At 60.0% G+C, this 25086-nt stretch carries 22 protein-coding genes, 2 tRNA genes and 1 rRNA gene; 13 read left to right on the top strand and 12 right to left on the bottom strand.

Annotated elements, in window-relative coordinates; genetic code table 11:
* Nucleotides 1-169: 169 nt before the first annotated feature.
* From AB4P90_RS04255 to AB4P90_RS04235, 5 genes are all read right to left on the bottom strand, one after another.
* Nucleotides 170-245: transfer RNA gene (locus tag AB4P90_RS04255), tRNA-Ala, on the bottom strand.
* A gap of 30 nt (nt 246-275) precedes the next feature.
* Nucleotides 276-352, bottom strand: a tRNA-Ile gene (locus AB4P90_RS04250).
* A gap of 82 nt (nt 353-434) precedes the next feature.
* A 16S ribosomal RNA gene (locus tag AB4P90_RS04245) occupies nt 435-1971 on the bottom strand.
* Nucleotides 1972-2543: 572 nt separating this feature from the next.
* Nucleotides 2544-4037 carry a CoA-acylating methylmalonate-semialdehyde dehydrogenase gene (locus AB4P90_RS04240; protein ID WP_014716778.1) on the bottom strand — a complete coding sequence of 498 codons (1494 nt, stop codon included), beginning with the start codon at nt 4035-4037 and terminating at the stop codon, nt 2544-2546.
* 39 nt (nt 4038-4076) lie between these two features.
* Nucleotides 4077-5426, bottom strand: a complete 1350-nt coding sequence (locus AB4P90_RS04235) for an aspartate aminotransferase family protein (protein ID WP_003188272.1) — start codon at nt 5424-5426, stop codon at nt 4077-4079.
* A gap of 126 nt (nt 5427-5552) precedes the next feature.
* Here AB4P90_RS04235 and AB4P90_RS04230 point away from each other — a divergent pair, with 126 nt between their 5' ends.
* The 6 genes from AB4P90_RS04230 (at nt 5553) to AB4P90_RS04205 (ending at nt 11545) form a co-directional block, all read left to right on the top strand.
* A complete protein-coding gene (locus AB4P90_RS04230; RefSeq protein WP_003188270.1) occupies nt 5553-6473 on the top strand; it encodes a LysR family transcriptional regulator in 921 nt (306 codons plus the stop codon).
* A gap of 88 nt (nt 6474-6561) precedes the next feature.
* Entirely contained in the window at nt 6562-7956 is a 1395-nt protein-coding gene (locus tag AB4P90_RS04225) for a uracil-xanthine permease family protein (RefSeq protein WP_032902919.1), read from the top strand.
* 87 nt (nt 7957-8043) lie between these two features.
* Nucleotides 8044-8703: a TetR family transcriptional regulator C-terminal domain-containing protein gene (locus AB4P90_RS04220; RefSeq protein WP_395605682.1), complete on the top strand. Its 660-nt coding sequence runs from the start codon at nt 8044-8046 to the stop codon at nt 8701-8703.
* Between the two features lie 12 nt (nt 8704-8715).
* Nucleotides 8716-9297: a YigZ family protein gene (locus AB4P90_RS04215; RefSeq protein ID WP_014716775.1), complete on the top strand. Its 582-nt coding sequence runs from the start codon at nt 8716-8718 to the stop codon at nt 9295-9297.
* A 56-nt stretch (nt 9298-9353) separates the two neighbouring features.
* A complete protein-coding gene (locus AB4P90_RS04210; protein ID WP_201913696.1) occupies nt 9354-10040 on the top strand; it encodes an SDR family oxidoreductase in 687 nt (228 codons plus the stop codon).
* A gap of 146 nt (nt 10041-10186) precedes the next feature.
* Nucleotides 10187-11545: an 8-oxoguanine deaminase gene (locus AB4P90_RS04205; RefSeq protein ID WP_020301940.1), complete on the top strand. Its 1359-nt coding sequence runs from the start codon at nt 10187-10189 to the stop codon at nt 11543-11545.
* Nucleotides 11546-11679: 134 nt separating this feature from the next.
* Here the strand turns inward: AB4P90_RS04205 and AB4P90_RS04200 are convergent, their stop codons facing one another.
* Nucleotides 11680-12771 (bottom strand): calcium:proton antiporter, encoded by a 1092-nt coding sequence (locus AB4P90_RS04200; RefSeq protein WP_003188263.1) that lies wholly within the window; start codon nt 12769-12771, stop codon nt 11680-11682.
* 193 nt (nt 12772-12964) lie between these two features.
* On the opposite strand from AB4P90_RS04200, the gene AB4P90_RS04195 reads away from it, so the two are divergent.
* Complete coding sequence (locus AB4P90_RS04195) at nt 12965-13918, top strand: adenosine deaminase (RefSeq protein ID WP_014716772.1); 954 nt, start codon at nt 12965-12967, stop codon at nt 13916-13918.
* Between the two features lie 126 nt (nt 13919-14044).
* On the opposite strand, the gene AB4P90_RS04190 is transcribed toward AB4P90_RS04195, so the two are convergent.
* From AB4P90_RS04190 to AB4P90_RS04180, 3 genes are all read right to left on the bottom strand, one after another.
* Nucleotides 14045-15415: an MFS transporter gene (locus AB4P90_RS04190; RefSeq protein WP_014716771.1), complete on the bottom strand. Its 1371-nt coding sequence runs from the start codon at nt 15413-15415 to the stop codon at nt 14045-14047.
* Nucleotides 15416-15616: 201 nt separating this feature from the next.
* Nucleotides 15617-16303: a helix-turn-helix transcriptional regulator gene (locus AB4P90_RS04185; protein ID WP_020301942.1), complete on the bottom strand. Its 687-nt coding sequence runs from the start codon at nt 16301-16303 to the stop codon at nt 15617-15619.
* Between the two features lie 135 nt (nt 16304-16438).
* Nucleotides 16439-17368, bottom strand: a complete 930-nt coding sequence (locus AB4P90_RS04180) for a LysR family transcriptional regulator (protein WP_014716769.1) — start codon at nt 17366-17368, stop codon at nt 16439-16441.
* 117 nt (nt 17369-17485) lie between these two features.
* On the opposite strand from AB4P90_RS04180, the gene AB4P90_RS04175 reads away from it, so the two are divergent.
* From AB4P90_RS04175 to AB4P90_RS04165, 3 genes are all read left to right on the top strand, one after another.
* Nucleotides 17486-17779 (top strand): putative quinol monooxygenase, encoded by a 294-nt coding sequence (locus AB4P90_RS04175; protein WP_003188253.1) that lies wholly within the window; start codon nt 17486-17488, stop codon nt 17777-17779.
* Between the two features lie 136 nt (nt 17780-17915).
* Nucleotides 17916-18929 (top strand): zinc-binding alcohol dehydrogenase family protein, encoded by a 1014-nt coding sequence (locus AB4P90_RS04170; RefSeq protein WP_014716768.1) that lies wholly within the window; start codon nt 17916-17918, stop codon nt 18927-18929.
* Between the two features lie 146 nt (nt 18930-19075).
* Nucleotides 19076-19255, top strand: coding sequence for a hypothetical protein (locus AB4P90_RS04165; protein ID WP_014716767.1), 180 nt, complete (start codon nt 19076-19078; stop codon nt 19253-19255).
* Between the two features lie 8 nt (nt 19256-19263).
* On the opposite strand, the gene AB4P90_RS04160 is transcribed toward AB4P90_RS04165, so the two are convergent.
* A complete protein-coding gene (locus tag AB4P90_RS04160; RefSeq protein WP_395605681.1) occupies nt 19264-20457 on the bottom strand; it encodes a multidrug effflux MFS transporter in 1194 nt (397 codons plus the stop codon).
* A gap of 87 nt (nt 20458-20544) precedes the next feature.
* A complete protein-coding gene (locus tag AB4P90_RS04155) occupies nt 20545-20742 on the bottom strand; it encodes a heavy-metal-associated domain-containing protein (protein ID WP_014716765.1) in 198 nt (65 codons plus the stop codon).
* 147 nt (nt 20743-20889) lie between these two features.
* On the opposite strand from AB4P90_RS04155, the gene AB4P90_RS04150 reads away from it, so the two are divergent.
* The 3 genes from AB4P90_RS04150 (at nt 20890) to cueR (ending at nt 23936) form a co-directional block, all read left to right on the top strand.
* Complete coding sequence (locus AB4P90_RS04150; protein WP_014716764.1) at nt 20890-21270, top strand: hypothetical protein; 381 nt, start codon at nt 20890-20892, stop codon at nt 21268-21270.
* A gap of 66 nt (nt 21271-21336) precedes the next feature.
* Complete coding sequence (locus tag AB4P90_RS04145; RefSeq protein ID WP_020301946.1) at nt 21337-23538, top strand: cation-translocating P-type ATPase; 2202 nt, start codon at nt 21337-21339, stop codon at nt 23536-23538.
* Nucleotides 23535-23936, top strand: coding sequence for a Cu(I)-responsive transcriptional regulator (cueR, locus tag AB4P90_RS04140; RefSeq protein WP_014716762.1), 402 nt, complete (start codon nt 23535-23537; stop codon nt 23934-23936). The genes AB4P90_RS04145 and cueR overlap by 4 nt, the downstream gene beginning before the upstream one ends.
* Nucleotides 23937-24154: 218 nt before the next feature.
* On the opposite strand, the gene AB4P90_RS04135 is transcribed toward cueR, so the two are convergent.
* Nucleotides 24155-25054 carry a PA4780 family RIO1-like protein kinase gene (locus tag AB4P90_RS04135; protein WP_014716761.1) on the bottom strand — a complete coding sequence of 300 codons (900 nt, stop codon included), beginning with the start codon at nt 25052-25054 and terminating at the stop codon, nt 24155-24157.
* Nucleotides 25055-25086: the final 32 nt, after the last annotated feature.

The raw sequence follows: 25086 nt of genomic DNA, 5'->3' as shown, positions 1-25086 counted from the left end.
CAAATTTTACCTTAGCCTGATCCGTTACCAGTGAAAGTAACGTTCAGTCTATCTTTCTATCACATACCCAAATTTTTAAAGAACGAACTAGTCAAAGACTAGAAATCAACATTCACCATCACAACGATGGAATGCTCATTTCTAAGCTTTATACAAACAGAAGCAGTAGTGGTGGAGCCAAACGGGATCGAACCGTTGACCTCCTGCGTGCAAGGCAGGCGCTCTCCCAGCTGAGCTATGGCCCCGTATTTCTACAGGCGTTTCCCACACAAAATTGGTGGGTCTGGGCAGATTCGAACTGCCGACCTCACCCTTATCAGGGGTGCGCTCTAACCAACTGAGCTACAGACCCAATTTCGGGCTGCTTCTTTTCGTCTTCTTCAATGAATCAAGCAATTCGTGTGGGAACTTATGGAGCAGCTGATGTCGTCGATTAAGGAGGTGATCCAGCCGCAGGTTCCCCTACGGCTACCTTGTTACGACTTCACCCCAGTCATGAATCACACCGTGGTAACCGTCCTCCCGAAGGTTAGACTAGCTACTTCTGGTGCAACCCACTCCCATGGTGTGACGGGCGGTGTGTACAAGGCCCGGGAACGTATTCACCGCGACATTCTGATTCGCGATTACTAGCGATTCCGACTTCACGCAGTCGAGTTGCAGACTGCGATCCGGACTACGATCGGTTTTATGGGATTAGCTCCACCTCGCGGCTTGGCAACCCTCTGTACCGACCATTGTAGCACGTGTGTAGCCCAGGCCGTAAGGGCCATGATGACTTGACGTCATCCCCACCTTCCTCCGGTTTGTCACCGGCAGTCTCCTTAGAGTGCCCACCATAACGTGCTGGTAACTAAGGACAAGGGTTGCGCTCGTTACGGGACTTAACCCAACATCTCACGACACGAGCTGACGACAGCCATGCAGCACCTGTCTCAATGTTCCCGAAGGCACCAATCTATCTCTAGAAAGCTCATTGGATGTCAAGGCCTGGTAAGGTTCTTCGCGTTGCTTCGAATTAAACCACATGCTCCACCGCTTGTGCGGGCCCCCGTCAATTCATTTGAGTTTTAACCTTGCGGCCGTACTCCCCAGGCGGTCAACTTAATGCGTTAGCTGCGCCACTAAAAGCTCAAGGCTTCCAACGGCTAGTTGACATCGTTTACGGCGTGGACTACCAGGGTATCTAATCCTGTTTGCTCCCCACGCTTTCGCACCTCAGTGTCAGTATTAGTCCAGGTGGTCGCCTTCGCCACTGGTGTTCCTTCCTATATCTACGCATTTCACCGCTACACAGGAAATTCCACCACCCTCTACCATACTCTAGTCAGTCAGTTTTGAATGCAGTTCCCAGGTTGAGCCCGGGGATTTCACATCCAACTTAACAAACCACCTACGCGCGCTTTACGCCCAGTAATTCCGATTAACGCTTGCACCCTCTGTATTACCGCGGCTGCTGGCACAGAGTTAGCCGGTGCTTATTCTGTCGGTAACGTCAAAATTGCAGAGTATTAATCTACAACCCTTCCTCCCAACTTAAAGTGCTTTACAATCCGAAGACCTTCTTCACACACGCGGCATGGCTGGATCAGGCTTTCGCCCATTGTCCAATATTCCCCACTGCTGCCTCCCGTAGGAGTCTGGACCGTGTCTCAGTTCCAGTGTGACTGATCATCCTCTCAGACCAGTTACGGATCGTCGCCTTGGTGAGCCATTACCTCACCAACTAGCTAATCCGACCTAGGCTCATCTGATAGCGCAAGGCCCGAAGGTCCCCTGCTTTCTCCCGTAGGACGTATGCGGTATTAGCGTCCGTTTCCGAACGTTATCCCCCACTACCAGGCAGATTCCTAGGCATTACTCACCCGTCCGCCGCTCTCAAGAGAAGCAAGCTTCTCTCTACCGCTCGACTTGCATGTGTTAGGCCTGCCGCCAGCGTTCAATCTGAGCCATGATCAAACTCTTCAGTTCAAACATCTTTGGGTTTTTAAGAAACCCTAAACTTGGCTCAGCAATCGTTGGTTACATCTTTGATTTCTCGCGGAGTAACTTGTGATGCTGATAATCTTGTTGACTATCAGTCTGACTCCACAAGCACCCACACGAATTGCTTGATTCAGTTGTTAAAGAGCGGTTGGTTAAGATCTTTCGTCTCAACCGAGGCGCGCATTCTACAGCAGCCTCACTTGCTGTCAAGTGGTTATTTCCAGAAGTTTTCGAAGATTTCTTCAACAACTTCAACCACTTGCGCTTGCGATCTCTCGTAAGCGGGAGGCGAATTCTACAGCGTTACACGCTGCTGTCAACACCTCTTTTTCAACTTCCTTTTGGCTTCGATGAACTGAAACAACTTGCTGTCGAGAACTGCGTAACTCATTGTCTACCAAGGAGTTTTCCGTTTCGACTGCGCCGGAAGTGGGGCGAATTATAGGCTTCCAGAATTTGCCGTCAACCTTCTTTTTCACATTTCTGTCATATAAGTCAAAAAAGCTCCAACAACGCAAAGGCCGGCCCCAAGGGGCCGGCCTTTTACCTACCGAGCCTTACAGGCTGGGAAAGGCGAATTGCGACGCTTCATGGCTGGCCCGTTGCGGCCAACGCTGGGTGATCGCCTTGCGACGAGTATAGAAACGCACCCCGTCCGGCCCATAGGCATGCAAGTCGCCAAACAGCGAACGCTTCCAGCCACCAAAGCTGTGATACGCAACCGGCACCGGCAGCGGCACGTTAACACCCACCATGCCGACTTCAATCTCATCACAGAACAGACGCGCCGCTTCACCATCACGGGTGAAGATACAAGTACCGTTGCCGTATTCATGATCGTTGATGAGTTGCATCGCCGCTTCCAGGCTATCCACCCGCACTACGCACAACACCGGGCCAAAGATCTCTTCTTTATAGATACGCATCTCAGGGGTGACGCGGTCAAACAAGCTGCCACCGAGGAAAAAACCTTGCTCATGCCCGGCAACACTCAAGCCACGGCCATCAACGACCAGCTCAGCCCCCGCCGACACACCGTCTTCTATATAGCCACTGACTTTATCTCGCGCCTGCCCCGTCACCAACGGGCCCATATCCAGCCCGCAAGAAGTGCCCGCACCAATCTTCAACGCCTTGACCTGTGGCACCAGCTTGGCAATCAATGCATCCGCCACCTGATCGCCCACGCACACAGCCACCGAGATCGCCATGCAACGCTCACCGCAGGAACCATACGCCGCGCCCATCAGGGCACTCACAGCGTTATCCAGGTCTGCATCCGGCATCAGCACCGCGTGGTTTTTCGCCCCGCCCAGCGCCTGCACACGCTTGCCACGTTTGGTCGCTTCGGAATAGATGTACTCGGCAATCGGCGTCGAGCCTACAAAGCTCAAGGCTTTGACTTCAGGCGCTTCGATCAATGCGTCCACCGCGCCCTTGTCGCCATGCACCACGCTGAGCACGCCTTTGGGCAGCCCGGCTTCCTGCAACAGCTGCGCGATCAACAGCGTCGAACTCGGGTCGCGCTCTGAAGGTTTAAGGATGAAACAGTTACCGCAGACAATCGCCAGCGGGTACATCCACAACGGCACCATCGCCGGGAAGTTGAACGGGGTAATACCCGCTACCACGCCCAATGGCTGGAAGTCCGACCACGCATCAATGTTCGGCCCTACGTTGCGGCTGTATTCACCCTTGAGAATCTCCGGCGCCGAGCACGCGTACTCCACGTTCTCGATCCCACGCTTGAGTTCACCCGCGGCGTCTTCCAGGGTTTTGCCATGTTCTTCGCTGATCAACTGCGAAATCCGTGCTTCGTTCTGCTCCAGCAGTTGCTTGAAACGGAACATCACCTGGGCACGCTTGGCCGGCGGCGTATTGCGCCAGGCCGGAAACGCCGCCTTGGCTGAGTCAATCGCCTGTTGAATGGTTTCACGGCTGGCCAACGGCACCTGGTGAATCACCTGGCCGGTAGACGGGTTATAGACGTCGGCACTACGACCGCTGTCGTTGACCAGCTCACCGTTGATCAAATGCTGGATAAGGCTCATGCAGGGCTCCTGAAAAATTGTTCTATATAGAAGGAGAAATCAGTCGATCTTGTTCAGCACTTCGCCGACCGCGTCAAACAGACGGTCCAGGTCCTGCGGCTTGCTGTTGAAGGTTGGCCCGAACTGCAGGGTGTCGCCGCCAAAACGCACATAGAAACCGGCCTTCCACAATGCCATGCCGGCCTCGAATGGACGCACGATGGCATCTCCATCACGCGGGGCAATCTGAATCGCACCGGCCAGGCCGTAGTTGCGAATGTCGATCACGTTCTTGCTGCCCTTCAAACCGTGCAGCGCATTCTCAAAGTGCGGTGCGACTTCGGCTACGCTCTGCACCAGGTTTTCTTTCTGCAACAGGTCCAATGCCGCCAAGCCCGCCGCGCAGGCCACCGGGTGCGCCGAGTAGGTGTAGCCGTGGGGGAATTCCACGGCGTATTCCGGCGTCGCCTGATTCATGAAGGTCTGGTAGATCTCGCTACTGGCAATCACCGCGCCCATCGGGATCGCGCCGTTGGTGACTTGCTTGGCGATGCACATCAGGTCCGGTGTCACGCCAAAGCTGTCGGCACCGAACATCGAGCCGGTGCGGCCAAAGCCTGTGATCACTTCGTCGAACACCAACAGGATATTGTGCTGGTCGCAAATTTCGCGCAGGCGCTTGAGATAACCCTGCGGTGGCACCAATACGCCAGCGGAACCGGCCATCGGCTCGACAAACACGGCTGCGATGTTCGACGCATCATGCAGCTCGATCAGCTTGAGCAACTCATCGGCCAAGGCAATACCACCCTGCTCCGGCATGCCCCGGGAGAAGGCGTTGCTGGCCAGCAAGGTGTGAGGCAGATGGTCGACGTCCATCATCGCCTGGCCAAACAGCTTACGGTTACCGTTCACACCGCCCAGGCTGGTACCAGCAATGTTCACACCGTGGTAACCACGGGCTCGACCAATCATCTTGGTCTTGGTGGCCTGACCTTTGAGGCGCCAGTAGGCCCGCACCATCTTCACTGCCGTATCGGCACATTCAGAGCCCGAATCGGTGAAGAACACATGATTCAGGTTGCCTGGGGTCAGGTCGGTGATCTTTTCCGCCAACTGGAAGGACAACGGATGACCGTATTGGAAGCCTGGGGAGTAGTCCAAGGTGCCCAATTGCTTGGCGACCGCTTCCTGGATTTCCTTGCGCGTATGCCCGGCGCCACAGGTCCACAGGCCCGACAACGAATCATAGACCTTGCGCCCCTTGTCATCGGTCAACCAGCTACCCTCGGCGGCCACGATCAGGCGTGGATCGCGCTGGAAGTTGCGGTTGGCGGTGTAAGGCATCCAGTGCGCATCCAGCTTCAATTGGCTGGCCAGTGACGATGGGGCGTTTTCGGGCATGTTCATCAGCAAAACCTCGCAGGGCAAAAGGCAGCGTCGGGATTGAAAAAGCGTTGTTGCAGCTAAATTGCCACGGGGATAAAGTCGGTGAAATCCAACTCTTCTAACCTTCAGTCAGGCCTTCACTAAACTATGAGCAGCCGTCGTCCCGACCCTTTGGCCCAAGTCAGTGACTTCGATATTCGCTTGCTGCGCATCTTTCGCAGCGTGGTGGAGTGCGGCGGCTTCTCGGCAGCGGAAACCGTCCTTGGCATCGGGCGCTCGGCCATCAGCCAGCAGATGAGCGACCTTGAACAACGGCTCGGGCTGAGGCTCTGCCAACGCGGCCGCGCCGGGTTCTCTCTGACAGAAGAAGGCCGCGAGGTCTATCAGTCTGCCCTGCAACTGCTGAGTGCCCTGGAAAGTTTTCGCACCGAGGTCAACGGCCTGCACCAACATTTGCGCGGAGAGTTGATCATTGGCCTCACCGACAATCTGGTGACCCTGCCCCATATGCGCATCACCCACGCATTGGCGCAGTTGAAGGAACGCGGCCCGGACGTGCAGATCCAGATTCGCATGATCGCCCCCAATGAAGTGGAGCAAGGCGTACTCGACGGTCGCCTGCACGTCGGTGTGGTGCCCCAGGCCAGCGCACTGTCGGGCCTGGAATACCAGCCGCTGTACAGCGAACGCTCCTTGCTCTATTGCGCGGTCGGCCACCCGCTGTTTTACGCCGACAACAAGCAACTCGACGACGAACGCATCGACAGCCAGGATGCCATCGCCCCCACCTTCCGCTTACCCGCGGAAATCCAGGCCCATTACCAGGCGCTCAACTGCACCGCCAGTGCGTCAGACCGTGAAGGCATGGCGTTCCTGATTCTCACCGGGCGTTATATCGGCTATTTGCCCGATCACTACGCCAGCCTATGGGTGCAACAAGGCCGACTGCGTGCGCTGAAACCGGCGACACGTTTTTACGATTTGAGCCTGGCATCGGTCACGCGCAAGGGCCGTCGCCCTCATTTGGTGCTGGAAAGCTTCCTCGAAAGCCTGGCCGCCACCCGCTAACTCGGGCCTTGCACAAAAAGCTGAGCATATGGACAGCTTTTTGCAAGGGTTCAAGGACCTTGAACCGTCCGCCTTGAGTTGACCCGCCATGCCCCCAGAATCCTCCAGCCCCAGCGACCTGATCTACGGCCTCAACGACCGGCCGAAACCACTGCCCGCTTTCCTCGCGGCCCTGCAACATGTATTGGCGGCGTTCGTCGGCATCATCACGCCGCCTCTGATTATTGGCTCCACCCTCGGCCTCACCGCCCACTTGCCCTACCTGATCAGCATGGCGTTGATGGTTTCCGGCGTAGGCACCTTCATCCAGGCACGCAGGCCGTTTGGTATCGGTGCCGGCATGATCTGCCTGCAAGGCACCAGCTTTGCGTTTCTCGGCGCGGTGTTGTCTGCAGGCTTTCTGGTGAAACAACGCGGCGGCAGCCCGGAAGACATTCTGGCGATGATTTTCGGCGTGTGCTTCTTCGGCGCGGCGGTGCAGATTGTATTGAGCCGCTTTATCAGCCAGTTGCGCCGCGTGATCACTCCCCTGGTGACCGGCATCGTAATTACGCTGATCGGCATCAGCCTGATCAAAGTAGGCATCACCGACCTCGGCGGTGGTTTCAATGCACCGGACTTCGGCGCTCCCGCCAACTTGGCGCTGGGCCTGTTCGTTGTATTGACGATCATCCTGCTCAACCGCTCGAACACGCCCTGGGTACGCTTGTCGGCCATCATCATCGGCCTGGCCCTGGGCAGCCTCGCGGCGTGGTTCAGCGGCAAACTGACTCCCCAGGCGTTGCCTGACCTGCCATTGGTCAGCCTGCCTACACCATTCCGCTTTGGTTTCAACTTCGACTGGAGCGCCTTCCTGCCGATTGCGCTGATTTATCTGATCAGCAGCATCGAAACCGTCGGCGATCTCACCGCCAATTGCATGATTGCCCGCCAGCCCATCAGCGGCCCTTCTTATATAAGCCGGCTCAAGGGCGGCGTGCTCGGCGATGGGGTGAGCTGCATGATCGCCGCCACCTTCAGCGCCTTCCCCAACACCACGTTTGCGCAGAACAATGGCGTGATCCAACTCACCGGCGTGGCCAGCCGTTACGTCGGTTTGTACATCGGCGTGTTGCTGTTCTGTCTGGGCCTGTTTCCATTGATCGGCGCCGTGCTGCAGCAAATCCCCAAGCCGGTGCTGGGCGGCGCCACCCTGGTGATGTTCGGCAGCGTGGCGGCGGCCGGCGTGCGCATCCTTGCCCAGGCACCGCTGGACCGACGCAGCATGCTGATCATCGCCACCTCATTCGGCGTTGGCCTGGGTATCGCCGCGCAACCTAACCTGCTGCACCTGATGCCGACACTGGTGCAGAACCTGTTCGACTCCGCCATCACCAGCGGCGGTATCACCGCCATCCTGCTGTGCCTGTTACTGCCGGAGGCCAAGGCAAGTACCGCCGCCGCAAACCACAGCCCGGAACGCGACAGCCTGGAGCCGCTTTGACGGTTTTATTGCATCAGGACTTGTCTGAGGCTTGAGGGTGGGTTATCTGTGCACACGTCGTCTCTATCGATCAGCACGGAAACCTCCATGAGCCTCGAAGTTCCTGCCCACAGCAACCACGCCGGTAAACCCGCCAGCCGCATTCGGCAAAAGAACGAACAAGCGATTCTCCAGGCTGCTGAAGATGAATTCGCGCGTCATGGCTACAAAGGCACCAGCATGAACACCATCGCTGCCAGTGCCGGGCTGCCCAAGGCCAATTTGCACTACTACTTCACCAACAAGCTGGGCCTGTACGTCGCGGTGCTGAGCAATATCCTCGAACTGTGGGACAGCACCTTCAACGCGCTGACCGCCGAGGACGAACCGGCCGTGGCGCTCGCTCGCTACATCCGCACCAAGATGGAATTCTCGCGCCGCCAACCCCAGGCTTCGCGGATCTTCGCCATGGAGATCATCAGCGGTGGCGAATGCCTCACTGAATATTTCGGCCAGGACTATCGGGCCTGGTTCAGTGGCCGTGCCGCAGTGTTCCAGGCGTGGATCGACGCCGGCAAAATGGACCCCGTCGACCCTGTGCACCTGATCTTCCTGCTGTGGGGCAGCACCCAGCACTACGCTGACTTCGCCACCCAGATCTGCCGTGTTACCGGTCGCACCAAGCTGACCAAGCAGGACATGGAAGATGCCGGCACCAACCTGATCCATATCATTCTCAAAGGCTGCGGCATCAAGCCAGCCCTATAAACGAAGCGATTTATGTCTTTTACGCTCACCGGCTTTTGCGAGTTTCGTGAAGAAATACGCAAAAGTCGCTTTATCACCTTGGCGGCGCCGATTACCAGCCCGCAGGACGCCCAGGCGTTTTTCGAGCAACACAGCGACCTCAACGCCACGCACAACTGCTGGGCCTGGAAGCTGGGCGATCAATACCGCAGCAGCGATGACGGCGAACCCGGAGGCACCGCCGGGCGCCCGATTCTTGCAGCCATCGAGGCCCAGGGCTTTGATCAGGTGGCCGTCTTGGTGATCCGCTGGTACGGCGGCATTCAACTGGGCACGGGTGGATTGGCCCGCGCCTATGGCGGCGGGGCCAATAAATGCCTGCAAAATGCCGAGCGCATCGAGCTGATCAGCCGCGTCCCCCTGCGTTGCGCCTGTGGCTTCTCCGAACTGAACCTGGTGAAGCTGCGTGTCGCTGAACTCGGCGGGCTTGTGGTGGAAGAAACCTTTACCGCCAACGGCGTAGAACTGCAACTCGCCCTGGGGGAGGCGCACATCGACACCCTGCAAACCCAGCTCGCCGACCTGAGCCGTGGGCGCATCCTGCTCGAACGCTGAAACTGCTACTGTTATGCGCTGAACTCCCTGAACCGCGATTTCAAAGGAAGCCTTTCATGTCTACGCCAAAAACCGCACTGATCATCGGCGCCTCGCGCGGGCTGGGCCTTGGCCTGGTCAAGCAACTGCTCCAGGACGGCTGGGACGTGACCGCCACCGTGCGCGATCCGAACAAGGCCGATGCGTTGAAAGCCGTGGGGCCGGTGCAAATCGAGAAGTTGGACATGGACGATCAGCAAGCCGTGATCGCCCTGGCCCAACACCTGAAAGATCGCACCTTTGACCTGCTGTTCGTCAACGCCGGCGTCAAAGGCCCGGCCAATCAGGAGCCCGGCCACGCGACCCTGGCGGAAGTCGGCCAGTTGTTCTTCACCAACGCCGTGGCGCCGATCAACCTGGCCCAGCGTTTTGTCGGGCAGATCCGCAAAGACACCGGCGTGCTGGCCTTCATGAGTTCAGTACTGGGCAGCGTGACCATTCCCGACGGCTCGGACCTGGCGCTGTACAAAGCCAGCAAGGCCGCCCTCAATTCGATGACCAACAGCTTTATCACGCAACTGGGCGAGCCCAAACCGACGGTGCTGTCGCTGCATCCAGGCTGGGTGAAGACCGACATGGGCGGCGAAAACGCCCACATCGACGTCGAGACCAGCGTGCGCGGCCTGGTGGACCAGGTAAATGCCTACACCGGCAAAGGCGGCCATCACTTCGTCGACTACAAAGGCGACACCATCGCCTGGTAAGTGGCAAAGGGTCGTTATCGACCAATTGCCGTCGATAACGATCCACGCGTAAACTGCCCTCCTCGCCCTCCCCGGCGACCCTGGATCAGCAGACAGGGCAACACTGAGCTGGCAAACCTGAACCCATCATTCAGAGGAGCCGGCCAATGCCTGCGACCCGTATCTGGTTAAAAAACCCCCTCGCCATTTTCACTGCCAATGGCCTCGATGCCCGTGGCGGCCTGGTGCTGCAAGACGGTGTCATCACCGAAGTGCTGGCCCAAGGGCAAGCGCCCGCGCAGCCTTGCGCGCAGGTGTTCGATGCTCGCGAGCATGTGGTGCTGCCTGGGCTGATCAACACCCACCACCACTTCTATCAAACCCTGACCCGTGCCTGGGGCCCGGTGGTCAACCAGCCGCTGTTTCCCTGGCTGAAAACCCTGTACCCGGTATGGGCGCGACTCACCCCGGAAAAACTCGCCCTGGCCAGCAAAGTCGCCCTGGCCGAATTGCTGCTCTCGGGCTGCACCACGGCGGCCGACCACCACTACCTGTTCCCCGATGGTTTGGAAAACGCCATTGATGTGCAGGTAGACAGCGTGCGTGAACTGGGGATGCGCGCCATGCTCACCCGCGGTTCCATGAGCCTGGGCGAAGCCGATGGCGGCCTGCCGCCGCAGCAAACGGTGCAGCAAGGCCAAGTGATTCTCGAAGACAGCCAGCGCCTGATCCGCGAATATCACCAGCGCGGTGACGGTGCGCAGATCCAGATCGCCCTGGCGCCGTGCTCGCCGTTTTCCGTCACCCCCGAAATCATGCAAGCCAGCGCCGAGCTGGCCAACCAGTTGGACGTGCGCCTGCACACCCATTTGGCGGAAACCCTTGATGAGGAAGATTTCTGCCTGCAACGCTTCGGGCTGCGTACCGTGGATTACCTCGACAGCGTCGGCTGGCTTGGCCCGCGCACCTGGCTGGCCCACGGCATTCACTTCAACCCGGACGAAATCGAGCGCCTGGGCGCAGCCGGCACCGGCATCTGCCATTGCCCAAGCTCGAATATGCGCCTGGCCTCCGGCATTTGCCCGACCCTGGACCTGCTCGCCGCCGGCGCCCCCATCGGCCTGGGCGTGGACGGCTCCGCCTCCAACGACGCCTCGAACATGATCCTTGAAGCACGCCAGGCCCTGTACATCCAGCGCCTGCGCTACGGCGCGGAAAAGATCACCCCCGAAGGTGTATTGGGCTGGGCCACCAAGGGCTCGGCGCAGTTGCTGGGGCGCACGGATATTGGCGAGTTGGCAGTAGGCAAACAGGCGGACCTGGCACTGTTCAAGCTTGATGAGCTGCGCTTCTCCGGCAGCCATGACCCCATTTCCGCGCTGCTGTTGTGCGGTGCGGACCGGGCAGACCGGGTGATGATCGCAGGTCAATGGCGGGTGATCGACGGCCAAGTCGAAGGGCTGGATCTGAAAGGCTTGATCGCGGATCACAGCCAGGCAGCGCGCCAGTTGATCGCAGGCACCTAAGCCAGGTACCAATCCAAATGTGGAGCGGGCTTGCTCGCGAATGCGCTGTGTCAGTCAGTACATCTGTGACTGAACCACCGCATTCGCGAGCAAGCCCGCTCCCACATTGGGTCTGCGGCGCCGTTCAAATCGGGTTATAGCCCCAACAGCGACAGCATGATAAAGGTCGCAAACAACACAAAATGCGTCATCCCTTCTATCGCATTGGTTTCCCCGTCGTTGAGGTTGATCGCGCTGACGATCAGGGTGATAAACACCATCACCGTTTGCACCGGCGTCATCGCCATCTGGAACGGCTGCCCGGTGTAGAGCGCCATGGCTTCCATCACCGGCACCGTCAGGATCACCGTAGACAAGGAAGCCCCCAGCGCGATGTTGACCACCGATTGCATGCGGTTGGCCAACGCGGCGCGCAGTGCCGTGAGGATCTCAGGCGCGGCCGAGATAGCCGCCACCACAATCGCGGTAATCACCGGCGGTGCGCCGGTCCCTTCCAGGCCCAGGTCGAGGGTCTTTGACATCACCTCGGCCAGCGCGCCAATCACGATCACCCCAAACACCAGGGTCGCAATGGAAAACGTCAGGCTGACAGACGGCGCGTGCTCGTCTTCCGGCTGTTTCTTACGGCGTTTTTCCGGATAGCTGTAGCTGAAGAAATAACTGTGCGGCCCCACCTGCATGCGCAGGAACAAGGTGTAAAGCACCACCATCGCGCCAATGGTGAAGGCCGAGTAAATTTTCCAGTCCGCTTCGGGGATAAATTCCGGCACCACCATCGACACACCCATGGCAGTAAGAATCATCACACTGTAGGTGCGCGCCGAGTCATCGTTGTAGGACTGTTCGCCATGCTTGATGCCGCCCATCAGCGCGGCCAGGCCGAGGATGCCGTTGATATCGAGCATCACCGCTGAGTAAATGGTGTCGCGCACCAGCGTCGGCGATGGCTCGTTGCTCATCATGATCGCCAGGATCACCACCTCCACCAATACCGCGGCGAGGGTCAGGATCATGGTGCCGTAGGGGTCACCGACTTTTTCCGCCAACTGCTCGGCGTGATGAGCCACGCGCATCGATGCCATCACGATAAACGCGATCAGCGCGAAGCCGGCCAGCAGCGCGACCAGTTGGCCGCTGTGGAGCATCCAGTGTTCCAGCGGGTAGGCGGCGATGGCGGCAATCAGCGCCAGCAGCATGAATTTTTCTTGCTTGAGGGATGTGAGCATTCCGGGCCTTTTCATACAGCGAATCAGTCATTGATGGGGTACAGACTGCGCCGAGCCACTAACGTTTCGTTACACCTTAGTTCAGGCCGCCCTTGCGTGAGTGACAGAAATACTCTCCTGCTGGTCAGGTTTTGCCGATTATTTCAGCCATGGCCTGTAGAATGCCGCCATTGCACCTGATGAGAATTTAAAAATGTACGATTGGCTCAACGCCCTGCCCAAGGCTGAATTGCACCTGCACCTGGAAGGCTCGCTGGAGCCTGAGCTGCTGTTCGCCCTGGCCGAGCGCAACAAGATTGCGCTGCCATGGAACGACGTCGAAACCCTGCGCAAGGCCTACGCCTTCAACAACCTGCAAGAGTTTCTCGACCTGTATTACAAGGGCGCCGATGTGCTGCGCACGTCCCAGGATTTCTACGACCTGACCTGGGCCTACCTGCTGCGCTGCAAGGCCCAGAACGTGATTCACACTGAACCGTTCTTCGACCCGCAAACCCACACCGACCGTGGCGTGCCGTTCGAAGTGGTGCTCAACGGCATCGCCGCCGCACTCAAAGACGGCGAGCAGCAACTGGGCATCACCAGCGGTTTGATCCTCAGCTTCCTGCGCCACCTGAGCGAAGACGAAGCGCAGAAAACCCTCGACCAGGCGCTGCCATTCCGTGACGCGTTCGTGGCCGTGGGCCTGGACAGCTCGGAAATGGGCCACCCACCGAGCAAGTTCCAGCGCGTGTTCGACCGTGCCCGTCACGAAGGCTTCCTGACCGTGGCCCACGCCGGTGAAGAAGGCCCGCCCGAGTACATCTGGGAAGCCATCGACCTGCTGAAAATCCAACGCATCGACCATGGCGTGCGCGCCATCGAAGACGAGCGCTTGATGCAGCGCATCATCGACGAGCAGATCCCGTTGACCGTGTGCCCGCTGTCCAACACCAAGCTCTGCGTGTTCGACGACATGGCCCAGCACAACATCCTCGACATGCTCGAACGTGGCGTAAAGGTCACCGTGAACTCGGATGACCCGGCGTACTTCGGCGGTTACGTCACTGAGAACTTCCATGCGCTGCACACCAGCCTGGGCATGACTCAGGACCAGGCCAAACGCCTGGCGCAGAACAGCCTGGATGCGCGGCTCGTGAAGCCATAACTGAATAGACCTGGACTCAACCTGTGGGAGCTGGCTTGCCTGCGATAGCGGTGTATCAGCCAGCCTCTTATTGCCTGACCTACCGCTATCGCGGGCAAGCCCGGCTCCCACATGGCCCCATCAGCTTTAAGCCTGGGTGAGTTCTTCCAGGGTCTTGCCCTTGGTCTCCATCCCGAACAACCACACCACCAGCGCCGCCACCGCAAAGCACAGCGCACCCAAGGCAAATACCCCGCCCTGCCCGGTTATCGGGAATACCAGTCCGGTTACCAACGGCCCCAGCAACGAGCCAACCCGCCCAATCGCCGACGCAAACCCCGAGCCGGTCGCACGTGCCGAGGTGGGATACAACTCCGGCGTGTAGGTGTACAGCACCGCCCACATGCCAAACAGGAAGAACTGCATCAACAACCCCGAGGTGATCAGCAGGCTTACGTTGCCGCCAAACACTGCGCTCTGCCCATACACAAACGCCATCACCCCGCCGCCCAGCAAGGTCACCACGCACACGGGCTTGCGCCCCCAGCGCTCGACCAACCACGCGGCCATCAAAAAGCCTGGGATTCCGCCCAGGGAAATGATCACCGTGTAATACACCGACTGAGTCACAGCAAAACCCGATTGCTGTAACAACGCACTCAACCACGACGTCAGCCCGTAGAACCCAAGCAGGGCGAAGAACCACACACTCCAGATCATCATCGTGCGTTGGCGGTACTGCGCGGACCACAGCTGCTGGAACGCGGAGAAAAACGTCCCCGGCGCACTCTCGATCCGTGGCAGGGCAATCGGCTCCGGCAAGTCGGCGCGGCCCAGGGAATCGCGCACCTTCTGCTCGATGCCAAGCAAGACCTTGTCCGCCGCCTCATGGCGCCCAGCCTGTTCCAGCCAACGCGGCGACTCCGGAATAAAGAAACGGATGGCCAGCACAAACACCGCCGGTATCGCCAACACCAGAAAGATGTCGCGCCAGCCAATCACCGGCAACAAGAAGTAAGACAACACGCCCGCGGCCACAAAACCCAACGGCCAGAAGCCATCCATCAAGGCGATGTAACGGCCGCGTCGCTTGGCGGGGATCAGCTCCGACAGCATCGACTGGGCAATGGGAAACTCCATGCCCATGCCAATGCCCAGCAGGATCCGGAACAACGTCAGCGTCTCCACCGTCTGCGCCATGGAACACAGGTAGCTCGCCAGGCCCCAGAGTACGATGCTCCACTGGAACACCGGCTTGCGCCCGAAGCGATCAGCAAGCATCCCGGACAGCGAAGCGCCCACCACCATGCCGAAAAAACTCGAACTGGCCAGCAACCCGGCCTGGGCCGTGCTCAGGCCAAACTCGGCTTTGATCGAGCCCAGCAGGAAGGTCATCATCGCCAGGTCCATGGAGTCGAAGAAAAACGCCAGGGCGATGATGATGAAAATGACTCGGTGGTAACCGCTGATGGGCAACCGTTCCAGGCGTTCCGCCGCGCTATAACCCTGCCTACCCATGCCGCACCCCTCGTATGAAAAAATCCCCTTGGCGAGTGTGCGGCATCGTTTACGCCGGCTATTGCTGAATGCGACCTGACGACAGCTGAGAGCGACGCCAGCACCTGTAGGAGCGAGCTTGCTCGCGAAGAACGTTAACGATAACGCGGGGCATCTGGATAAAACGCGGCGCCCTCAAGTTTTTCACGAGCAAGCTCGCTCCTACAGCTTGGCAACGCGAGCTATGTGCTCAAGCCCCCCGTCATTGACCGACAGGGCCCGTGACTCGTTGATCACGCTGATCCAGTTCGCCTGCAAAAACAGCTGCATCAAGCCCGCCCCCAGCGCACCGCCCAGATGGGGTTGTTGCTGGCTCCAGTCGAAACAGTCGCAGGCCAGCGGCGATGCCAATGCCTGGGTAAAAATGCCCAGTTCCGCCAACGCTTGCACGCCCCTGGGCGTCACCTCGGTACGCTGCTCATGGCGCTCGATCCATCCGGCCTCAAGCATCCGTTGATACAGCTGCGCCGCCAGTTCACCGCCGAGGTGGCCGTGGCACCAGCGGGCGCGGCGCAGCAACGGCGGCGCTCGCAGCGCCGGTGGCAAAACATCCGGGGTGCTGCGGGCCGCGCTGGCCATGGTGGTGCTGGCCAATGCATCAATGGCGGTGCTGACATCAGCGGCCGCTAGCCTAAACAGGCGCTGGCCTCGCCGTGCCTCGATCCGCAACAGGCCGCTGCCGGTCAGCCGCGCCAAGTGTGCATTGGCTGACGCCGGCGACAAACCGGCCAGCGCTGCCAGCTCGTCTGAAGATTTCGCCGAACCGTCCATCAAGGCCCAGAGCATGGCCGTGCGTTTAGGCTCGGCGAGCAAGCTGGCGATCTGGCTGATGCAAGGTGCTGCTCCCATGTATTCACTCCCTGTTAAACCATTTTTTCTGCTGCGGTTGACGCCCAAGTATAGGTGCGCGGGCAGTAGGTTCCGCGGCGTCTGACAGTGCAGATCAGGACAGGAGACGAGTGAAACTTCCGAGCGTGGCGCAGGCTATTGACGGGAAACCATGCGTCCCGGTCGCTGCGCCGTCAATGTCGCACAGCGGGACACGAGCATGTCCCGCAGCAGATTGATGGGTTTACTCAATTGCGCACGGTGGGCGCACAGCAGGTTGAGCGGGGTGCGCTCGCCCTGCAGTTCCGGCAGGATCAAACGCAAGCGCCCGGCCAGCACATCGGTGCTCACATCCAGCCAAGACTTGTAGGCGATGCCCATGCCCGCCACCGCCCAGCGGCGCACCACATCAGCGTCATCGCTGAAGCGATCGCCGCTGACCGTCAGGCTTACGTGGCGCTTGCCATCGTAAAAACCCCAGTGGTCGTGGACGCGGCTGCCGAGCATGTACAGCAGGCAATTGTGCTGGGCCAATTGTTCCAGATGCCGCGGCTCGCCATGCCGGACGAGGTAACTGGGTGCAGCGCAGAGTACGCGAATATTGTCCGCAGCGATGGGCAGCGCAATCAGGCTGGAGTCTTCGGGTTCGCCGTAACGCAGGGCAATGTCCACGGGCTGACGGAACAAGTCAGCAATGCGATCACCGAGCAACAGGCGCACGTTCAGTTGCGGATGCTCCTGCTGGAACGCATCCAGCCACGGCAACAGTTGGTTGCGGCCAAAATCCGAGGGTGCCGACAATTGCAGCACACCACTGACGTGATCCTGACCACTGGCCAATAGGCGCCGCCCTTCATCCAGCGCACTCAGTGACGCCCGTGCGTACTCCAGAAAGCCCTCACCTTCGGCCGTCAGCCGAAGGCTGCGGGTAGAGCGCGCCAGCAAGCGCGTGCCCAGTTGCTGTTCGATACGCTTGAGTGCAGCACTGGCCACCGCCGGTGACAGGTCCATGACCCGCGCCGCGGCCGACAGGCTGCCTAAGTCCGCTGCCCGCACAAACAACTGCAAATCATCAAAACGCAGCATGCATACCCGCTCATTATCAATATTTGGTTGAAACAGCCTGCTGTTTTAGCCGCTTTTATCGGCGTGGGAAATAGCCAATCATCTGCCCATCCCGTTAGCCCGTGCCAGGAGTCGACTATGTCCACCGCTTTTAATGTCATCGCCACGCTGATCGCCAAACCCGGCCAGCACGCCACCCTGGAAACCCTGCTGCGCGGCCTGCTGGAACCGACCCGCCTGGAAGCCGGTTGCGAGCAGTACGACCTGCACCAGGACCTGCAACACCCCGAGACCTTCTACATGCTCGAGCGCTGGAGCGACGACGCTGCGCTGGCCGACCACGACCAGAGCGCGCATATCCAGAGCTTTCGCGCCAAGGCCGCCGATGTGATCGAACACTTCGAACTCAAACGCCTGAAATTTCTCGCCTGATCCCGCCTTTTTTTAGGAGCGAGCTTGTTCGCGAAAACCCCAAGGACGGCGCGCGAAACCAGAAACACCGCGTCATCGTTAACGATCTTCGCGAGCAAGCTCGCTCCTACCTTGACCGTATTCACTTGGAGTCATCATGAAAGCCATTGCCTACTACGCCTCACTGCCGATCAACGATCCAGAATCCCTGCAAGACATCGAATTACCAGCTCCCGTTGCCGGCCCCCGTGACCTGTTGGTGGAAGTCAAAGCCATCTCGGTCAACCCGGTGGACACCAAGGTGCGCCAGAACGTCGCCCCGGAAAATGGCGCCGCCAAGGTGCTGGGTTGGGACGTGGCGGGTGTGGTCAAGGCGGTCGGCAGTGACGTGACGTTATTCAAAGTCGGCGACAAGGTGTACTACGCCGGTTCCCTGGTACGCCCAGGCGGCAACAGCGAACTGCACACCGTGGATGAACGCATCGTCGGCCATATGCCCCGAAGCCTGGGGTTTGCCGAAGCGGCCGCATTGCCGCTGACCGCTATCACTGCGTGGGAGCTGTTGTTCGAACGCTTGCAGGTCGCTGAAGGCAAAGACGATCAAGGCCAGAGCCTGCTGATCGTCGGCGCTGCCGGTGGCGTGGGGTCGATCCTGACTCAACTGGCCAACCAGCTCACGGCGCTGAAGGTCATCGGCACTGCCTCTCGCCCCGAAACCCAGGCATGGGCCAAGGCTCTTGGAGCGCACATAGTGATCGACCACAGCCAGCCGCTGAGCGAAGTGTTGAAACAGGCCGGGCACGGGCAAGTCACCCACGTTGCCAGCCTGACCCAGACCGAGCATCACTTGGACCAACTGGTCGAAGCGCTGCAACCCCAAGGCAAGCTGGCGTTGATCGACGATCCCAAGGCCCTGGATGTGAGCAAGCTCAAGCGCAAGAGCCTGTCGCTGCACTGGGAGTTCATGTACACCCGTTCGATGTTCGAGACCTCAGACATGATCGAACAGCACAACCTGCTCAACCGCGTGGCCGAACTGATCGACGCCGGCACCCTGAAAACCACGGTGGGCGAGCACTTCGGCGTGATCAATGCGGCGAACCTGCGCCGCGCCCACGCCCTGCTGGAAAGCGGCAAGGCCAAGGGCAAGATCGTGCTGGAAGGGTTCTGAAAAAACGGCTGTCAGTGTCGTCCGTTATCCACGTAGGTAATGGACGACACCATTAGTCCGAGAGTTGATCCTTGTCATATTTATGAGCCCGTTCAGGTTTATATTGGCCGCCTTTGCCACGATTCTTTTACGTGAGGAAGTCAGCAATGAAAATCCTGATAAAAGCGTTAGCAAAATCCCCCGGCAGCCAATGGCAAGTTCGTCTCGACGGCGAGGCCATCACCTTTCGCAGTGAAGCCGAGGCCCGGGCCTTCGCCGACACGCTGCAGGCCCGGATCCAGGCTCCCCACCGCTTCCCCCTCAACCAGCAACGTTCCGCTGGCTGAACCGAACGTCAGACCTGCGCCTGTACGGCCCTTGCCCGTTGCAGGCGCTGGGTCGCCATGGCAATGGTCACCGCCAGCACCCCGCAGAGGCAGATGACCATGGCCATCGGCATCGCCGTGCCGTTGTGCAACACACCGACCAACGACGCCGCGCCTGCCGCCACACCAAACTGAATGCAACCGAGCAACGCCGACGCGCTGCCGGCCCGAGTCCCCTGCCCGCTCATGGCACAGGCCGAGGTATTCGGCAAAATGCAGCCCAGGCTGGCGATACAGATAAACAGCGGCACCAGCAACGGCCATAGCGCCTCGGTGCGCAACGCGGCAATTCCCAACAGCGTCAACGCCGCCGCCACGTACACCCACACGGTGCGCGACAGCAAAAACGCGGGGCCGCGCTTGGCGAGCAATCTTGCGTTCAGTTGCGCCACCAGGATAAAGCCCGCGGCGTTGGAGCCGAACAACCAGCCGTAATGCTCGGCCGGCACGCCATAGAGCTTGATAAATACGAAGGGGGAGCCGGCGATGTAGGCAAACATCCCGGCAATCGAGATGCCGCCGGTCAAGGCATAGCCCAGGTACACCCGGTCTGACAGTAGCGAGCCGTAGCGGCGCAACGAGCCCGACAACGGATGGCGCGGCTGATCGGCCGGGAAGGTTTCCGGCAACCCGACCGCCACGGCGATGGCCGCCATCACGCTGAATAACGACAACGCCAGGAAAATCGACTGCCAGCCCCACACGCCGACCATCAGGCCACCGGCCAATGGCGCCAGGATCGGGGCCAGGCCGGTCACCAGCATCAGTTGCGAATACACCTTGGCCGAGCCCACGGCATCGCATTTGTCACTAACTACCGCCCGGGAAATCACCATGCCCGCACACCCGCCAAGGGCCTGCACGAAGCGTGCACCGATCAGCCACTCCAGGGACGGCGCATACGCACAGGCGAAAGACGCGAGGGTAAACAGGGTGACGCCGCTGAGCAGCGGCACGCGCCGGCCAAAGCGGTCGGCCAGCGGCCCGTAGATCAATTGGCCAATAGCCAGGCCCGCGAAATACACGGCCAGGGTCAGCTGGATATGTTTTTCATCAGTGGCGAAGGCCGTGGCCATTGCCGGAAAGCCCGGCAGGTAAAAGTCGATCGCCAACGGCGCGAAGGCGCTCAAGGCGCCCAGAATCAGGATTATGCGAAGGTTCATCAGACACCCAAGTGAGTCGGCAGCTCAACAGTCTAGCCGCGCTTGGGTGCCATGAACATTACGTTAGGTGGCTAACGATCAGAAAAATCACGCCAGCTTGGCGCTGTAGCCTTCTTCGGTTATCAGGCCGATCACGTCATCTGCAGATAAGCGGCTTTCCACACCCACTTCTTTCGCTGCCAAATCCACCTTTACACTCGCCGCCGGATCCTTGCTCTGTACCGCCTGGGTCACCGCTTTAACGCAGTGGCCGCAGGTCATTCCTTCAACGCTGAATATTTGCATGACATGACTCCTTTGATGAGGTTGAGCCCAGTGTCGAGCTTGCCATGATGGCAAGGTCAAGTTCTCAGTATTTCTGCCGGGCTGGTATTCGGCGGCGACGTCGGCCAAGCTTCAACCTCCCTAGCTGTGAACCACGGAGCATTCGCCATGCGCTGGTTGTTTTTTGCCCTTGCCGGCCTGATGAGCTTGCCTGCCGCTGCGCCCCAGGCCCTCGCTGCTGAAGATTATGCGGTGCTGATTATTTCCCGCGAACGCCTGGAAGTGCCGACCCACTGCGAGATCGGCCTGTATATCCAGGACCAACTGGCCGGGCGTCTGTTCCAGGAACAGGCCACCGCCTTCAACCTTCCCCCTGGCGATGTGTCGTTGCGCCTGAAAGTGTTGCCGAGCCAGGCCCCCGGCTGTCTGCCAGGCATGCTCGCGCCACCCGCGCAGAACATCACCTTGAAAGCCGGTGACGTACGCAAATTACGCATTGCCCAGGGCCCGGACGGCATGTACCTCAAAGCCGCGGCATTGGAATACTGAAGGGGCTTGACCTTCCCCACAGGTTAAGGTTGATCCTAGTGGCAACTTCTTCTGGAGGACTGCCCCATGAATGGATCCACCACCTTTGACCTGCCCATCGGCGGCATGACCTGTGCCAGCTGTGCCGGGCGGGTCGAACGCGCGCTGGGCAAGGTGCCGGGCGTGCAACGTGTCAGCGTCAACCTGGCCAATGAACGCGCGCACATCGAAGTACAGGGCCAGATGGACCCCAGCGTGCTGATCGCCGCTGTCGACAAAGCCGGCTACACCGCCACCCTGCCCCAAAGCGAAACCGCCACCGACGCCGATCAAGCCCGACGCCTGCGCCGCGAGCGCTGGTCGCTGGTGGCGGGCATTCTGCTGGCGTTGCCCTTGGTGCTGCCGATGCTGGTAGAACCCTTCGGCCTGCACTGGATGCTCCCCGCCTGGATACAGTTTGCCCTGGCCACACCGGTGCAATTCATCCTGGGCGCGCGCTTTTATGTCGCCGCGTGGAAAGCCGTGCGCGCCGGCGCCGGCAATATGGACCTGCTGGTGGCGATCGGCACCAGTGCCGGCTACGGCCTGAGTATCTACGAATGGCTCACCGCCGCCCCAGGCGTGACGCCGCACCTGTACTTCGAAGCCTCGGCGGTGGTGATCGCTCTGGTGCTGCTGGGCAAATACCTGGAAAGCCGCGCCAAGCGCCAGACCGCCAGCGCCATCCGCGCCCTTGAAGCCTTGCGGCCGGAACGGGCGATCCGCGTGCAGGACGGCCGCGAAGAAGACGTCGCCATCAGTGCGTTGAAGCACGGTGACCTGGTGCTGGTCAAACCCGGCGAACGCTTCCCGGTGGACGGTGAAGTGGTGGAAGGCCTGAGCCATGCCGATGAAGCGCTGATCAGTGGCGAAAGCCTGCCGGTGCCCAAACAACCCGGCGATGCGGTCACCGGTGGCGCCATCAACGGTGAAGGCCGTTTGCTGGTGCGCACCCTGGCCCTGGGCGCAGAAAGTGTGCTGGCGCGCATCATCCGCCTGGTCGAAGACGCCCAGGCCGCCAAGGCACCGATTCAGAAACTGGTGGATAAAGTCAGCCAGGTGTTCGTGCCGGCCGTGCTGGTATTGGCGCTGATTACCGTGGTGGGCTGGTGGCTGTACGGCGCCTCCCTGGAAACCGCCATCATCAATGCGGTCGCCGTATTGGTGATCGCCTGCCCTTGTGCCTTGGGCCTGGCCACGCCGACCGCGATCATGGCCGGCACCGGCGTCGCCGCGCGCCATGGCATTTTGATCAAGGACGCCGAAGCCCTGGAGCGTGCCCACGCCGTGAGCGCCGTGGTGTTCGACAAAACCGGCACCCTCACCTCAGGCGCGCCCAACATTGCGCATTTGGCGGCCGTGGATGGTGACGAAGCCCTATTGTTGCAACAGGCCGGCGCCTTGCAGCGCGGCAGTGAGCACCCATTGGCCAAGGCCGTGCTGGATGCTTGCCGCGAAAAAGGCTTGGACGTGGCCGATGTGAGCGCCAGCCAATCCCTCACCGGGCGCGGCATTGCCGGTACGCTCGACGGTCGGCCACTGGCGCTGGGCAATCGCCGCTTGCTGGAAGAAACCGGCCTGGACGCAGGCGACTTGGGCCCGCGTGCCAAGGAATGGGAAGCCGAAGGCCGCACCTTGTCCTGGCTGATCGAGCAAGGTGCGCAGCCGCGCGTGCTGGGGCTGTTTGCCTTTGGCGACACGCTCAAGCCCGGCGCGTTGCAAGCCGTGCAACAACTCAAGGCGCAGCACATCAGCAGCCACCTGATCACCGGCGATAACCACGGCAGTGCACGGGTGGTGGCCGAGGCCTTGGGCATCGACGATGTGCATGCCGAAGTACTGCCCGCCTATAAAGCCGCTGCCGTGGCCGAGCTGAAAAAAACCGGCGTGGTGGCCATGGTCGGCGACGGTATCAACGATGCACCAGCCCTGGCCGCTGCCGATATCGGCATCGCCATGGGCGGCGGCACCGACGTGGCCATGCACGCCGCCGGTATCACCTTGATGCGTGGCGACCCGCGCCTGGTGCCGGCCGCCCTGGAGATCAGCCGCAAGACCTACGCGAAAATTCGACAGAATCTGTTCTGGGCCTTTGTGTATAACTTGATCGGCATTCCCCTGGCCGCCTTCGGCCTGCTCAACCCGGTACTGGCTGGCGCCGCCATGGCCTTGTCCAGCGTCAGCGTGGTGAGTAACGCCCTGCTGTTGAAAACCTGGAAACCCAAGGACTTGGAGGATCAACGCCCATGAACATCGGCCAAGCCGCCCGCACCAGCGGGCTAAGCGCGAAGATGATTCGCTACTACGAAGCCATTGGCCTGCTGAAAACCGCCCACCGCACCGACAGCGGCTACCGGGTGTACGGTCACGACGACCTGCACACCCTGACGTTCATCAAGCGCTCGCGGGACCTGGGGTTTTCACTGGAAGAAGTCGGCAAGTTGCTGACCCTGTGGGAGGACCGGCAGCGGGCCAGCGCCGACGTAAAAGCCCTGGCGCGCCAGCACATCGACGAGCTGAACCACAAGATTCGTGAGCTGGGGCAACTACGCGATACCTTGCAGGACCTGATGGAGCACTGCCAAGGCGATCACCGGCCCGATTGCCCGATCCTCAAGGAGTTGGCCGCGGGCAACTGCTGCGCCTGACAGACCGTACGCAATGATCGCTCCCACGCTCCGCGTGGGAATGCCGCTTTCGACGCTCCGCGTCACGCTTTGGGACGCAGAGCGTCCAGGGATGCATTCCCACGCAGAGCGTGGGAACGATCAATGTGGGAGCTGGCTTGCCTGCGATAGCATCACCTCGGTGTCACTGATACCCCAAGGTGCCTGCATCGCAGGCAAGCCAGCTCCCACATTGTGAGTTACTGCATCCAAGGCGGCGGCGGTGGCTCGTCCGGCACTTTGCTCGGTGGCGCGTCATCCGCTGCGCGAATTGCCTGGCGACGCTCTTCATCCAGCCGCGCCGCTTCGATCTCACGGATCACACCGCCCACATCCGCCAGTTCTTCCGGTTCGTCGAACTCACCGGTCAATACACTGGCCGGGTGCAAGGTGCCGGCTTCGTAAAGCGCCCACATTTCCTTGGCGTACTTGGTTTTCTTCAACTCCGGGGCAAAACGCCCGAAGTAGGAAGCCATGTTGCCGACATCGCGCTCCAGCATGCTGAACGCGTGGTTGTTGCCCGCCGCATCCACCGCCTGGGGCAGGTCGATGATTACCGGGCCCGTAGGCGTGAGGAGTACGTTGAACTCGGACAGGTCACCGTGCACCAGGCCGGTGCACAGCATCAGCACGATCTGGGAGATCAGGAAGGCGTGGTATTCGCGCGCCTGGTCCGGCTCCAGCACTACGTCATTCAGACGCGGCGCCGCATCGCCGTATTCGTCGGCCACCAGTTCCATCAACAGTACGCCTTCGAGAAAGTCGAACGGCTGGGGCACACGAACGCCCGCACCGGCCAGGCGAAACAGCGCCGCCACTTCCGCGTTCTGCCAGGCATCTTCGGTTTCTTTCTTGCCGAACTTGGAGCCCTTGGCCATGGCTCGTGCCTGGCGGCTGTTACGGACCTTACGGCCTTCCTGGTATTCGGATGCCTGACGAAAACTTCGTTTATTCGCCTCCTTGTAAACCTTGGCGCAACGCAATTCATTGCCGCAGCGCACCACATAAACAGCTGCTTCTTTACCACTCATCAGAGGGCGCAGCACTTCGTCGACCAGACCGTCTTCGATCAGGGGTTCAATGCGTTTAGGAGTCTTCATCAGCTTTTATTGTGGGTCCTGTATTACCAAAC

The sequence above is a fragment of the Pseudomonas sp. B16120 genome (assembly GCF_044218845.1).
Taxonomy (GTDB): Bacteria; Pseudomonadota; Gammaproteobacteria; order Pseudomonadales; family Pseudomonadaceae; genus Aquipseudomonas; species Aquipseudomonas paracarnis.
The sequence above is the reverse complement of the archived record's forward strand: the minus strand, read 5'-3'. Positions and strand labels throughout refer to the sequence as shown.